Source organism: Bdellovibrionales bacterium (assembly GCA_018266295.1).
Lineage (GTDB): Bacteria > Bdellovibrionota > Bdellovibrionia > Bdellovibrionales > Bdellovibrionaceae > JACMRP01.
On record JAFEAQ010000019.1, the window covers coordinates 416,314 to 428,990 of the forward strand.

The 12,677-nt window shown below is 47.7% G+C and carries 13 protein-coding genes; 8 read left to right on the forward strand and 5 right to left on the reverse strand.

Translation table 11 applies throughout. The features are described from left to right. Positions 1-14 precede the first annotated feature (14 nt). Complete coding sequence (locus tag JSU04_19285; GenBank protein MBS1972458.1) at positions 15-485, reverse strand: lipocalin family protein; 471 nt, start codon at positions 483-485, stop codon at positions 15-17. 75 nt (positions 486-560) lie between these two features. Beyond that, positions 561-1,481, reverse strand: coding sequence for a MerR family transcriptional regulator (locus JSU04_19290; protein MBS1972459.1), 921 nt, complete (start codon positions 1,479-1,481; stop codon positions 561-563). 93 nt (positions 1,482-1,574) lie between these two features. Between JSU04_19290 and JSU04_19295 the strand changes: the two genes are divergently transcribed. Genes JSU04_19295 through JSU04_19325 form a run of 7 tightly spaced genes read left to right on the forward strand, consistent with a single transcriptional unit; the run spans position 1,575 to position 7,807 of the window. After that, the gene (locus JSU04_19295) at positions 1,575-2,837 is read left to right on the forward strand and encodes an FAD-dependent oxidoreductase (protein ID MBS1972460.1); all 1,263 of its coding nucleotides are present in this window, start codon (positions 1,575-1,577) and stop codon (positions 2,835-2,837) included. Continuing rightward, positions 2,834-3,583: a DUF1365 domain-containing protein gene (locus JSU04_19300; protein MBS1972461.1), complete on the forward strand. Its 750-nt coding sequence runs from the start codon at positions 2,834-2,836 to the stop codon at positions 3,581-3,583. The genes JSU04_19295 and JSU04_19300 overlap by 4 nt, the downstream gene beginning before the upstream one ends. Beyond that, complete coding sequence (locus JSU04_19305; protein ID MBS1972462.1) at positions 3,580-4,752, forward strand: class I SAM-dependent methyltransferase; 1,173 nt, start codon at positions 3,580-3,582, stop codon at positions 4,750-4,752. The genes JSU04_19300 and JSU04_19305 overlap by 4 nt, the downstream gene beginning before the upstream one ends. 18 nt (positions 4,753-4,770) lie before the next feature. Beyond that, positions 4,771-5,817, forward strand: coding sequence for a class I SAM-dependent methyltransferase (locus tag JSU04_19310; GenBank protein MBS1972463.1), 1,047 nt, complete (start codon positions 4,771-4,773; stop codon positions 5,815-5,817). A gap of 9 nt (positions 5,818-5,826) precedes the next feature. Beyond that, on the forward strand, positions 5,827-6,621 hold the full coding sequence (locus JSU04_19315) for a DUF1295 domain-containing protein (GenBank protein MBS1972464.1): 795 nt from the start codon (positions 5,827-5,829) through the stop codon (positions 6,619-6,621). Further along, positions 6,618-7,079, forward strand: a complete 462-nt coding sequence (locus tag JSU04_19320; GenBank protein MBS1972465.1) for a DUF2062 domain-containing protein — start codon at positions 6,618-6,620, stop codon at positions 7,077-7,079. The genes JSU04_19315 and JSU04_19320 overlap by 4 nt, the downstream gene beginning before the upstream one ends. Further along, entirely contained in the window at positions 7,076-7,807 is a 732-nt protein-coding gene (locus JSU04_19325; protein MBS1972466.1) for a hypothetical protein, read from the forward strand. The genes JSU04_19320 and JSU04_19325 overlap by 4 nt, the downstream gene beginning before the upstream one ends. Here JSU04_19325 and JSU04_19330 read toward each other — a convergent pair whose 3' ends face one another. The 3 genes from JSU04_19330 to radA are packed head-to-tail and all read right to left on the reverse strand — an operon-like array spanning position 7,808 to position 10,038. After that, on the reverse strand, positions 7,808-8,206 hold the full coding sequence (locus tag JSU04_19330) for a hypothetical protein (protein MBS1972467.1): 399 nt from the start codon (positions 8,204-8,206) through the stop codon (positions 7,808-7,810). Positions 8,207-8,214: 8 nt separating this feature from the next. Continuing rightward, positions 8,215-8,625 carry a cyclic nucleotide-binding domain-containing protein gene (locus tag JSU04_19335; protein ID MBS1972468.1) on the reverse strand — a complete coding sequence of 137 codons (411 nt, stop codon included), beginning with the start codon at positions 8,623-8,625 and terminating at the stop codon, positions 8,215-8,217. 21 nt (positions 8,626-8,646) lie between these two features. Beyond that, positions 8,647-10,038: a DNA repair protein RadA gene (gene radA, locus JSU04_19340; protein MBS1972469.1), complete on the reverse strand. Its 1,392-nt coding sequence runs from the start codon at positions 10,036-10,038 to the stop codon at positions 8,647-8,649. Between the two features lie 60 nt (positions 10,039-10,098). Between radA and JSU04_19345 the strand changes: the two genes are divergently transcribed. Continuing rightward, complete coding sequence (locus JSU04_19345; GenBank protein ID MBS1972470.1) at positions 10,099-12,603, forward strand: transglycosylase SLT domain-containing protein; 2,505 nt, start codon at positions 10,099-10,101, stop codon at positions 12,601-12,603. Positions 12,604-12,677: the final 74 nt, after the last annotated feature.

A 12,677-nucleotide genomic window follows, 5' to 3' on the forward strand; every position in this document is an offset into this window, starting at 1 on the left:
TTTCGCTTCTGCTCTTAAGACTGAGGCACCTTTTGGATTTTATTAATGTCATATCCCATGGCTTCAAGTTTTTTATAGATGGCGTCTAAAGTTTCGGGCGGCAGAGTTTTACCACGTGCCATGATCCAGACGTAGTTTCGGCTTGGTACGCCGATCACGGTGTAAGAATAATCCGGGGCTAAATCAATCACGAGATAGGCAAATTTGAGCGGCCACCACGGCTGAACTCTCCACTCGGCGTTGGTTTTTTCATCGTAGATCCATGCCTTCTGGGGATAGCTTTTAAGTTCTCCACCCGGGTGATCTTTGCGATAGTGAAAATCGACATCAATGCGCTTTTCCTTCTCGTTCCAAGTGTAAGCCTCCACCGCATTGGTCGCGCCCTTTTCAACAAAGGTCGGAATATTGGCAATCACAAACCATGGCCCCATAAATTTCGGAATGTCGACATAACTCACTGTTTTGAGCGGTTCGGTGTGTTTCATGGTTTCGCAACCTCCCAGTAAAAAAATCAGACACAAAAGTGAACAGAGGACTTTGAGATTTTTCATAAAACCTCCTTATTCAAGCTGCTTAAGGTAAGCAATATACTCTTCCATGGACTTCAAATATGTCACGGGTCGCTCCAATTTAGCTTTAAACTCAAAAGTGTTCCGGCCAGCAATAAGAATGTGAACTTTCTTTGGCAAATTCTTGTCGAGAAAATTCACATAGGAGTAAAGACTTTCTTTTGCACCTTCTTTTTCTGAAACCGTGCTTGCAAGAAGAAGGTGAGTGGCCTTATAGCGAATGCAGCTCTCGCACAGGTCCATCTTCGGAGTGCTAGGGCCCAAAAAAAGAGTCTTCACTGAATTCTCGGCGGCAAGGGTTGCAGAGATCACAATCCCCATATCATGTAGATCTCCCTCGGGAGTTGTCATCACCAGACGGGATTCTGATTTTGCTTTGCGAGATTTTGCACGCATCAGCACAAGCTGCTCTTTGACGAGGGCTGAAAGAATATGCTCTTGCGCTACGGTAAATTGACCCTCGCCCACCAGGTAACCCATGTGACCCACTAAGGGCATCAATGTTTGTTGGATAAACGGCTCGGCCTTCATAGCACTTCTTTTTTTGTCTAAAAGATCTTTGATTTCATCCCACAAAAAAAGCTGAGCTTTTCCCATGACGGTTTTTAAAAAACCATCTTGAACACGCTCTTCGTTGCTGGAAGACAAAGTTTCGGTCTCTGGAACAAGGGCTTTAAGTTCCTTTAAAGAAAGACCCGCAATATCGCCGATGCGATGGCCCTTTGTGCTGAGTTCATCCAAGAGCCGGGCTTTTTCAATATCTTGCAAAGTGTAAAGGCGGCGGCCCGTGTCAGTTCTTTGAGGGTTAAAGGCCTGGTAACGGTTTTCCCAGCCACGCAAGGTGAACTCGGAAAGTCCAGTGATCTCAATAAGCTGTCGTATAGAGAAAAATTCTTTGGGCCGACTCGACATATTTCTAATAATAAATCACGGACTTGGTTTTGTATAGAAAATTCTATACAATATCAGTCACATCATATAACTCCCTTACGGGCGAGGTGAATCGTGAAAATAGCGGTGATCGGCGGGGGAATCAGTGGTCTTGGCAGTGCGTGGATTCTGAGCCAGAAACACGAAGTGCATCTTTTTGAGTCGGAAAACCGTCTCGGCGGACACGCTCACACCGTGCAAGTACAAAGCGTGCAGGCCGGAAAAGTTCCTGTGGATACGGGATTTTTGGTCTATAATGATCTGACTTACCCACATTTGCGTTCGTTCTTTAAAGAGCTGCAAGTTGAAACTGTTGAATCAGACATGTCCTTGGCGGTTCGTTCCCTATACCAGGGCCTTGAGTGGGCGGGCACGAACCTCGACACGGTCTTTGCTCAACGAAGAAATCTTTTGCGTCCGCGCTTCTTACAAATGCTGGCGGATATTTTACGCTTTCACCGTGAATCCGAAGAAAATCTTCGTCAGGCCCAGCAGCTCGGTTGGTCCCTCGGTGAACTTCTGAAGCGTGGAAAGTATAGCGAAGCTTTCCGTAAAGATTATCTCTTACCCATCGGTGCGGCAATCTGGTCGACTCCAGAGAAAGGGATGGAAAGTTTCCCGGCTTCTACCTTCTTAGCTTTCTTTATTAATCACCGGCTTTTGCAAATCAACGAACGCCCGGTATGGCGAACCGTCAAAGGCGGCTCGATTGAATATGTCCAAAAAGTTGCCGCGAAGATTCCATTTATTCACACTGGCGTAGCTGTGTCTGAGGTGCAAAGACAGTCTCAGGGAGTGCAGGTTCGAGTCGGTGGCGAGAGCCTGAACTTTGATGCGGTGGTTTTTGCCACTCACGCTCCGGTCACCAGCAGGATTTTGCGTGGTCAGAGCCCGCTTGAACGAAAGGTTTTGAGCGCAGTTCAAACTCAGAACAATCGCACCATCCTTCATCAGGATGAAAGCTTTATGCCTGAAAGAAAGAAGTGTTGGTCTTCGTGGAATGTTCTAAGTGCTCCACCCCAAGAAGAGCATGAGGCCGTATCTCTGACTTATTTTATTAATAAGCTCCAGCCTTTGGGCACGCCTGAGAACTATTTTGTCACCTTGAATCCACGGAAAGAAATTCATCAACCCCTGGGTGAATTTGATTATGCTCATCCACAGTTTGATCAAAAAGCGATTGAAGCACAGACTTTATTGCCGGAAATTCAAGGGCAAGGGGGCGTTTATTTTGCGGGTGCATGGACTCGCTATGGATTTCATGAAGACGGCCTCTTAAGTGCGGTCCGAGTGGCAGAGCTTTTCGGCATTCAGCCACAGTGGTGGGAACGGTTATGAGCCAAGCTTTTTTCTTGCACGGTCATGTGGGGCATTCCCGCTTAGGAATCAAAGAAAATGGATTCCGATATCCGATTTTTAATTATCTTTTCTGTTGTCGGGATGAAGAGTCGATATCCTCAGAATTACGCCAAAGATTTCATCGGGTCCTCGGCCTGCGAGCCAGGGACTATTTAGACGGCCAGGCTGAGTCTTTCGATCGAGGAATTCGCGAGTTTTTAAAGATTCATTGCAAATATGAGGTTGAAGAAGTTTGGCTGCAAACGTGCCCACGAATGTTCGGCTATGTTTTTAATCCCGTGAGCTTCTGGTTCTGTAAAAGAAACGGAGAGCTCGAGGCCGTTCTTGTTGAGGTTAACAATACATTTGGCGAACGACATTTTTACTGGCTGTATAAGCCTGGAGAAATGATTCATCCATTTCAGTGGCTGCGCGCTGAAAAAGTTTTTCACGTCAGTCCCTTTTACCCCGTGGATGGATACTATGAGTTTCGCTTTCAATTCACCGGAGAGAAATCACGGGTTGATATTGTTTATTTCTCAGAAGCCGGCAAGATTCGCCTGATCACATGGATTAAAGGAAATCTTAAACCACAGGCCAAGCAGACTCTGTTTTCATTGCTATGGCGCTATGGCTGGATGACCCCGCTTGTGGTCTTACGCATTCATTGGCAGGCACTGAAGCTATGGTGCAAACGAGTTTCATTCTTTTCAAAACCAGAACCCCCGACCAAGGAGATCACATGAAAAGTCTTTCAATTAAGGCCAGACTTTTTTTAAGGCTTTTAAAAAATACCAAAGGCGGTACCGTGCGCGTGGTTTTCCCAGACGGCACCCAAGACATTTTTGGCGCGGGACTTCCGGAAGTCTCTGTCGAGGCCCGTGACTGGCAAGTTTTTGATGAAATGGTTGATAAAGGGGATCTTGGCCTTGCGGAGACGATCATCTCGGGCCGTCTTGTCGTGAGCGACGTCAGCCAGCTGGTTCAGTGGGCTTGTCGCAATGATCAGGACCTTGCCAGATTCATCCATGGGACATGGTATGGAACTTTGGCCGATCGCTTCCGCCGGGTCTTGACTCGCAATAGCCGTGACGGAGCTAAACGCAACATCATGGCTCACTATGATTTAGGAAATGAATTCTATAAACTTTGGCTCGATCCAACCATGACGTACTCATCGGCGCTATATACGGAGGCCGATCAAGATTTAACGGTGGCGCAACTGCAGAAATACGATCGCATTATTGATCAGCTGGGAATTAATGCCGGAGATCATATTCTGGAGATCGGTTGCGGTTGGGGTGGGTTTTTCAGTCGAGCAGTCGAACGCACGGGGTGTAAGGTCACGGCGGTGATGAATTCACCGGCTCAGGCTAAGCACAACCGTGAGATGATCGCGCGCAAAGGCCTTGAAGGACAAGTTGAGCTTCGCCAGCAAGACTATCGCGATATCGAAGGCCGGTTTGACAAGATTGTTTCTATTGAAATGATCGAAGCCGTCGGTGAGACTTACTGGAAAACTTTTTTTGATAAAGTGTCGGCCTCTTTAAAATCAGGAGGGCAGGCGATGATTCAGTCCATCACCATTCAAGATTCTCTCTTTGATAATTACCGCGAAAAAACGGACTTTATCCAGCGCTATATTTTCCCGGGAGGAATGCTTTTGGCGCCTAAGGTGTTTAACTCCTACGGAGGGAACAGCGGTCTGAAAGTGGCAGCGCCCTTTGAGTTTGGTCTTTCTTATGCCGAGACTCTGAACCGGTGGCTTCAAAGCTTCAACGACAAAGAACAAGACGTCCGCGCACTGGGATTTGATGATCATTTCATGCGTCTCTGGCGCTTGTACCTTTCTTATTGTGAAGGAGCCTTCCGCGCGGGGCGAATCAATGTCGGTCACTATCATTTGCAAAAGTAAATAAAAGGGGGATGTTGTATGGTTCTCGGATTTTTTATCGATTTAATGGAGAGGGGATTGTTACCTCAGTCTTGCATTCGTTGGGGAATTCGTCATCTCTGTCACACGCGCCTCAAGAGTCTTGCCAGTGACAATCCCGAACAGGAACAAGAGAGGGATTCTCGTTACATTCAAGAACTCAAGCAGTCGGCCATTGCCTTTGCTACTCAGAAGGCCAATCAGCAGCACTATGAAATCCCAGCTGAGTTTTATAATCTTGTTCTGGGACCACGGCGCAAATATAGTTCCGGCTTCTGGCCTGAAAACTGCCAAAGTCTCGCCGAGTCTGAAGATCAAGCTTTAGAAATTTCCATTCAACGGGCCGAGATCGAAGACGGTATGAGCATCCTTGATTTGGGCTGTGGCTGGGGCTCGATGACTTTGAAACTGGCTGAAATGTTCCCGAATGCGAATATAAAAGCACTTTCAAACTCTTCATCGCAGCGGGAGTTTATCATGGCCGAAGCTCAGCGGCGTGGGTTTATGAATATCCAAGTCGTGACTGGTGATATCAGCGTTTTCGCCGGTCAAGGTTGGGAATCCACCTTTGATCGGGTGGTGAGTATTGAAATGCTTGAACATGTTCGCAACTACGAAGCCCTTTTTGAAAAAATCAGCGGTTGGCTTAAGCCCGGCGGCAAAATGTTTGTTCATATTTTTTCTCACCGTCAGCATGCTTACCCCTTTGACGTCGAGGGTGAGGATAACTGGATGGGAAGATATTTTTTCACCGGCGGGCAAATGCCGAGCCACCATCTTCTGACTCGCTTTCAAAAACATCTCCTTCTTGAGGACGAATGGGCTTGGAGTGGTCGGCATTATCAGAAGACTTCTGAAGCGTGGTTACGGAATATGGATCTGCATAGGGGCCAAATTCTGGAAATCTTTAAAAAGGTCTATGGCGAAAACGAAGCTTCACGCTGGCTGGAACGCTGGAGAGTATTCTTTATGTCTTGCGCGGAGCTCTTTGGCTATCGTCAGGGAAGAGAATGGGGCGTATCTCATTACCGATTCGTGAAAAGATAGGAGGTTCAGATGGATTTCTCACTGTCGATTGTCGCCGCAGTTGTATTAATGCTGGTGGTAATGTCTGTCACTTGGCTATTGGCGAAGCGCTGGGATAACTACAGCATTGTCGATGCTGCCTGGGCAGGATCTTTTGCCATCATCGCATTGTTTTTTGCCCTGACTCAGCCCGGGTTGCTGCTACGGAAAACTCTCATGCTTTTTGCCGTGGGAATTTGGAGTTTGCGCTTAGCCATTTTTCTAACACGCCGGATTCGCAGTCATCATCCGGTGGAGGACTCTCGGTATCAGCAGCTCCGGGCTGAGTACGGAAAGCACGCACCGGCGCGGTTCTTTTTATTCTTTCAATATCAGGCTTTGAGTGTTGTTTTGTTGGCGATTCCTTTTTTAGAAGTCTTTCGGTCGGACATAGGCTCTTTAAGCGGTGTTGAGATCGCCGGGTTTTTATTGATTTGCTTGTCTTTGATCGGCGAAAGCATCGCAGACGCTCAAGCACAGAAATTTAAGCAGAATCCCGAGAATAAAAATAAAACCTGCCAAGTGGGGCTCTGGCGTTACTCGCGTCACCCGAATTATTTTTTTGAAAGCTGTGTGTGGTGGGGATTTTACCTCTTTGCAATCGGTGCTGCCGGCGCTTATTACACTGTCTATGCGCCTTTGATTATTTTATTTTTGCTCTTGAAGGTCACTGGAGTACCACCATCGGAGGCCGCTGCTTTGAAAAAACGCGGTGAGGAGTACCGTCGTTATCAGCAAACAACTTCAATGTTTGTCCCATGGTTTCCGAAAAAGGACCCTCATTGATGATGAAACGAGTGCAGACTTTTTTGCAGGATCAACTTCGCCAGGGTACAAGCCCCCAGGCTTTGGCTCTCACTATTGCCGTCGGAGCAGCTATTGCAGTTTTTCCGACTCTCGGCGCGACCACTTTGCTTTGTTTTCTCGCGGGTGTTGTTTTGAAATTGAATCAACCTGCACTTCAAGTGATTAACTATGCGTTAGCGCCACTCCAGCTTCTGTTGATTCCATTTTTTCTAAAGTTGGGGGCGTGGATTTGCCGGGTGCCGGCGGTCTCAGTCAACCCTCAAACGATGATCGCTGAATTCTGGGCTAGTCCTGGAAAGTTTCTGGCCGACTACGGATGGGCAGGGCTTCAGGCCATTCTTGCGTGGATTGTGGTGGCTCCGTTCATCGTCCTTATCACACGCTTTGTGATGAAATATTTAATCGATAAAGCGCAAAAAATACGGAGCCCGAAATGAAATTCTATTCGTTGATCATTTCTTTTTTGCTCTCTATTTCGGCGACGGTTTGGTCGGCCAGTGAAACGATTGTGTCTCGCTTATTTCCCATTGGCCAGACGGAGCAAAAGCCTCTGTACACTCAAACCACTCAAATTGAAAAAAACGGTCCGGAGTCTTTCACTTCCAACGCGCGCATTGAAGATGCCAAAGGCCAGATCATGATGACAGAAGTGGTGGTGGTGAAAGAAGGGACCTTGGTTTCTCAAAAAGTCACTCAGCTACAAACTTCTCAAGCCTGGGATTTAGCCGTTCAAGCAAAGAAAGCCACTTATCAAAGTTTTAAGCTGAAGGGCGACGGCTCTAGGGATAAAACCAGCGAAAATTCTGTCGAGATGGCTGAAGACTTTATCAATGGACCGATGATTGAACTCTTCATTGTCAAACACTGGCAGACTCTGATTGAAGGAAAGACGGTCAAGGCTCATTTGAGTGTGCTTGAGCTCGAAAAACCAGTCTCGTTTGAATTTAAGAAAGAGGCGGACAGCTCACGTGGCGGGCAAAAAGTTTTAGTGGTTCAAATGAGGCCGGCTAATTTCTTGATCGCGATGCTGGTCGATCCGATTCGTCTCGAATTTAGTTATGAGGGAAAAAGGCTCGTTTACTTTAAGGGCCGCACACCCTTAAAGATTCAAGAGGGAGGTAAAAATATCCCTCTTGATGCAGAAATTCTTTATTCGGTTCAGTAGTTATTCGCGTTCTGCAACAACGCTCAAGCTGAATGAATCTTTCACGTCCCCAGGGCGGCCGACGGCAACTTCGGCTTTGCTGTTTTCAGCCGTCATGATTTGCGGCTGGCCTAGAACTTTACGCTCGCCGTTTTCAATCACACCCACGATGAATTTCATCAAAATTGCTTTGCGCCCTTTGATTTGGCCTTGGCCTTCACTCGGAGTCACGGCGATGAAAGTCTCGCGGCCATCGTCGCCTTTTTGCGTGACCATCGCTTCTTCGCCCGCGTTGGTGATGATCTTTACGGTTGCAACGTACTTGCCGTTGATACTGAGATCGCTATTGATTTTGTAAGTCTCTGTGGCCGCAAAAGAGAAAGAAGGAAGCAAAGCCAATGTGAAAATCATTTTCTTCATATTGATTCCTATTTCTGACGCTCAAGGAACTGATCGCTTGCACGCAATTGATCAGTCATGTTTTTAAGACGAACCACGAAAGACTTCATCATACAAGCGGCCCATACCGGAAGCTCCGACAACAACTGCTCATACCCTTCGGCAGAGACTTTAATCACAGAAGTCTCTGTGATCGCTTGTGCAGAAGCCGAACGGGGTTTGTTATCAAGCAGCGCGAACTCACCGAAGGACTCGCCCTCTTCGACGGTCATGATGTCGATGCGCTTACCGAGTTTGTTTTTAGTAAAGATTTTCACTTGGCCAGTTTCTACGATGTAGAAGTGGCTTTCGATATCGCCCTCGAAAAAAATAAAGTCATTAGGCGCATAGGTTTCGCGAACAATGGCTGTTCCACTGGTTGCAATTGTTTCCGTCGACATTTGAAGCTTCCCTCCTACGTTCTATATCAGCTTCTGAAGTTCGTGCACGTTGCGTATGTAGCTCACTTTTTTATCCTTAGAGATTTTGAAATCTCCTAAGTGACGCTTGTTGGAGAAGGGAAGTACAAAATGAGTGAATCCCAGTTTATCGGCTTCTTTCAAACGTGTTTCCACGAATGAAACTCCGCGAACTTCGCCGGTCAATCCGATCTCTCCGAAGAACACCGTTTTCGCATCAAGCTCTTTACGGCCTTCCGTCGAAAGAATCGCAGCTGCCACTGCCAAGTCCGCCGCCGGTTCAACCAGCTTCAGTCCTCCAACCACATTAATAAAAATGTCACTGTGGCTGAGGCGAATGTCAAGGTGTCGGTCTAGGACCGCGGTGAGCAGGTGCAAGCGGTTCACGTCGATTCCAAGGGCTGTTCGACGTGGCATCGCCATCGGACTTGAGAGCGTTAACGCCTGAACCTCGCACAAAAGCGGTCTTGTCCCTTCCATCGATGCAAAAACTGCAGAACCAATCAATTGGTTGCCGCGTTCCTCGAGGAAAAGCTCTGAGGGATTCGAAACTTCCTCAAGTCCTTTGGCGTTCATCTGAAATACGCCGAGCTCTTGGGCCGCGCCGAAGCGATTTTTTAGGGAGCGGAGTAAACGGAAGTTGTAAGAAGCGTCACCGTCAAAAGACAACACGCAGTCCACCATGTGTTCCAAAACTTTTGGTCCCGCGATGCTGCCATCTTTTGTGACGTGACCAATCAGGATGACCGTGATGTTTTCTTGTTTAGCAAGGCCCATCAGATGCCCCGCGCACTCACGCACTTGTGACACGGACCCGGGAGCGGCCTGAAGGTCGGAAAGATAAACGGTCTGAATCGAGTCGACGACCAACACATCCGGCTTTTTGTGGCGAGCCAATTCCATAATCGTATGCAGGTTGCTTTCGCTGCCGATCTCAATCAAAGGAGATTTGATGCCCAATCTGTGAGCACGGGATCCAGTCTGTGCAACACTTTCTTCGCCGGAAATGTAAAGAACACGGCTTTTGTGTTCAGCCAGTCCTCCGGCCATTTGCAAAAGCAAAGTACTTTTGCCCACGCCAGGAGATCCGCCCAACAAAACGAAGCTGCCTTTTGCTAAACCACCGCCTAAAACCCGGTTTAATTCGCCATAACCCGTATCGAAACGAGTCAGATGCATCTCCTCAAGTCTTTGGTCTAGGGAAACCGGCTTCGATGACACCGTCGCGCGCTCATCGCTGCCGACAGACCAGCCCCTGGTTTTGGCTTCGGGGGCCTGGATTTCTTCTACGAAAGTATTCCAGGCTCCGCAGTCGGTACATTTACCTTCCCAACGCGTACGTTGCGCCCCGCAATTTTGACAGACATAAAGTGTTTTGCTCTTCGATTTTGCCATGATTATTCGGTATCATTATTTAAGGTGCATTACAAATATTTAAGGTCTCAGGAGGAGCCCTTGCTTAAACAGACTGCCAAAACGAAAAATCCCTCAGGAAGCAGATTCTCAAACTCTCTCTCAAGCATTCTCGTTGGTACTGCGGTGGTTCTTGCAAGTTCCGCGGCACTCGCAGGCCCGGAGCTCCAGGCAAAAATCCGCGAGCTTAAGCAGAATGGCAAACAAACCGAAGCCATCGAGCTCGTGCAAAAAGAGTTGCAAAAAAATCCGACCGGAGAAGATCAAAAACTTTTGCCGTACACACTCGCAATGCTTTACTACAACGCCGGTGACTACGAAAAAGCGATCACTGCTTTTGATGCTGCTTTGAAAGGAAAATCCAACCTCGAAGAGTATGGGTATTTCTATAAAGGCATGGCGTACTTCAATTTGAAAAAATATGCCGAAGCTCAGGCCGAGTTCAAACGCGTTGACACGCTTTCGCCGAACGCGAAACTGAAAATCGATTCGATTTCAATGCTTGGCCAAATCGCGCTTCAGCACGGCAATTATAAAGAAGCTAAAGCCAACTTCCAAAAAATCGAAAAGCGAACTCGCGGCACCGAAGAGTATCCTGAAGTTCTTTATTTCATGGCTTTGGCAGAGCAGGGCGGCGGCAGTCACAAACAAATGTGCAAGTGGGCCGAAAAGCTTTACGAGCGCTATCCAACGTATCCAAAAGTTCAGGACTGGGGTTTTGATCTTGCTGAAAATAAAATCGGCGAGAAGCCAAGCCAATGTCCTTCAGAGCTTGATGATTTCAAAACTCGCATCCGTTATTTGATCTTTGCCGGTTACGATAAAAAAGCCCAAGATGAAATCAACGGTATCCGCGAGCGCCTCAACAAAGAAGATCCGTATTTGGCAGACCAAGTTCAGGCTCAGTTCTTTGCCCAACAAGGAGAGCTCACAAAAGCTTACAACTTGTTAAAACCATACTACGAAGCAAAGAAAAATAACTTCGGTTATTTAATGAGCTTTGCGTCCGTGTCCGCCCGCGCCGGTGAAGTGCAAGCGGCTGTGGGTTCTTATTACGCGGCTTACAAGATGAGCCCGCGTGCGAAGCAGGCCAAAGAAGCTCTTTATCAGTCGGCGTTTTTAAGCTACCAATTCCAGGATTACGACGGAGCTGCTCGCCGCTTTAAAGAGTTCATGAAGGTGTATCCGAACTCGGCATTGAACATAGATGCAAAATGGCAGCTAGCTTGGATTAAATATCTTAAAGGCGATTACCAAGGTGCATACAAAGCGTTTGCGCAGCTTCAGTCTGAAAAAGGCCGTGGCCGCCGTCATCGCGTTCGTTATCCGGCGGATCGTATGACTTACTGGATGGCGATGAGTCTATATCGTCAGGAAAAATTCGATCAAGCAAAAGTAAACTTTGAAAAACTCGCTCGCGATCCATTGATGGGTTACTACTCCATCGCGGCTCAGTACCGTTTGAAGAAGATGCAGTCGATGCAGCCCAAGGTTGCAAACCGCGGCTCGGTTCAAGACGTATCCATGCGCTGGGTTTCAAGAATGCCGGCGAGTGAATTCATGATTCCTTCGGTCGACGATCAAGCAATGCCGCCAATGGGCTCGCTCGATTCTGAGACCGAAGAGGGGCTCGTAATGCAAGAACTCAGAGGGGACTCTGAGGAGTCTGAAGCCACCGATACGGCGGACGGCACGGACGATAAGCAAGTCGATGTTGCTGATGAAGAACTCAATAAAGAAGTTGGCGCAAATCCATTACTGGTGAAGCGCTTTGAAAAAGCCCGCGACCTGATGCAAGTCGGTCTTGAGGACTGGGCGAAGTGGGATCTTTACGATATTGAAAAGAAGACCCGCAACAAGGACTTCATGAAGTCTTTGATGACGGAATACAATTCTGTCGGCTACTACCATCGCTCTTCGTATATTGGCCAAGTTTACTTTTCAGGCCAACGTTCTAATGGCGTCGATGTGGGTCGTAACTTCTGGGAGTTTGCTTATCCAAAGGCGTTCTCTCAGTATGTCGACCGCTACTCGAAAGACTTCTCGGTTCCGAGTGAGCTTGTATGGGGGATCATGCGCGCAGAAAGCCAGTACCGCAAAGATGCGATCTCGCCGGTGGGGGCTTTGGGCCTGATGCAGGTGATGCCGTTCACAGGTTATCGTGTGGCTAATTTGCTTGGTGATAAGGACTTCCAGCCTCGTCAGTTGCTTGAACCAAGTGCGGCGATCAAAATGGGCAGCCGTTATCTTGCGCGCCTGATGACGAAGTTTGATAACACGATTCCACTCGTGGCGGCGGGTTACAACGCCGGCCCTCACAGAGTGAAGAATTGGCTTGCGTCTTTCGGCCACCTTGAGACGGATGAGTTCATTGAGCACATTCCTTTCTTGGAAACCCGTAACTACGTGAAGAAAGTTGTTTCTAACTGCTACGTGTACTCACAACTTTACGGAAATAAAAAAGATCTCTTTGCTTATCTCGTAGATCCTGTACCATTTAAGACCGACGGCCAAATGGTACAAAAGGAATCATGGGATGACATCTAGTGGGGACGTGAGAGTTCATATACTGCGTAAGCTCGTTGAAACTCTCACGGCTCTGTTAGCATTGGTTTTTGTTA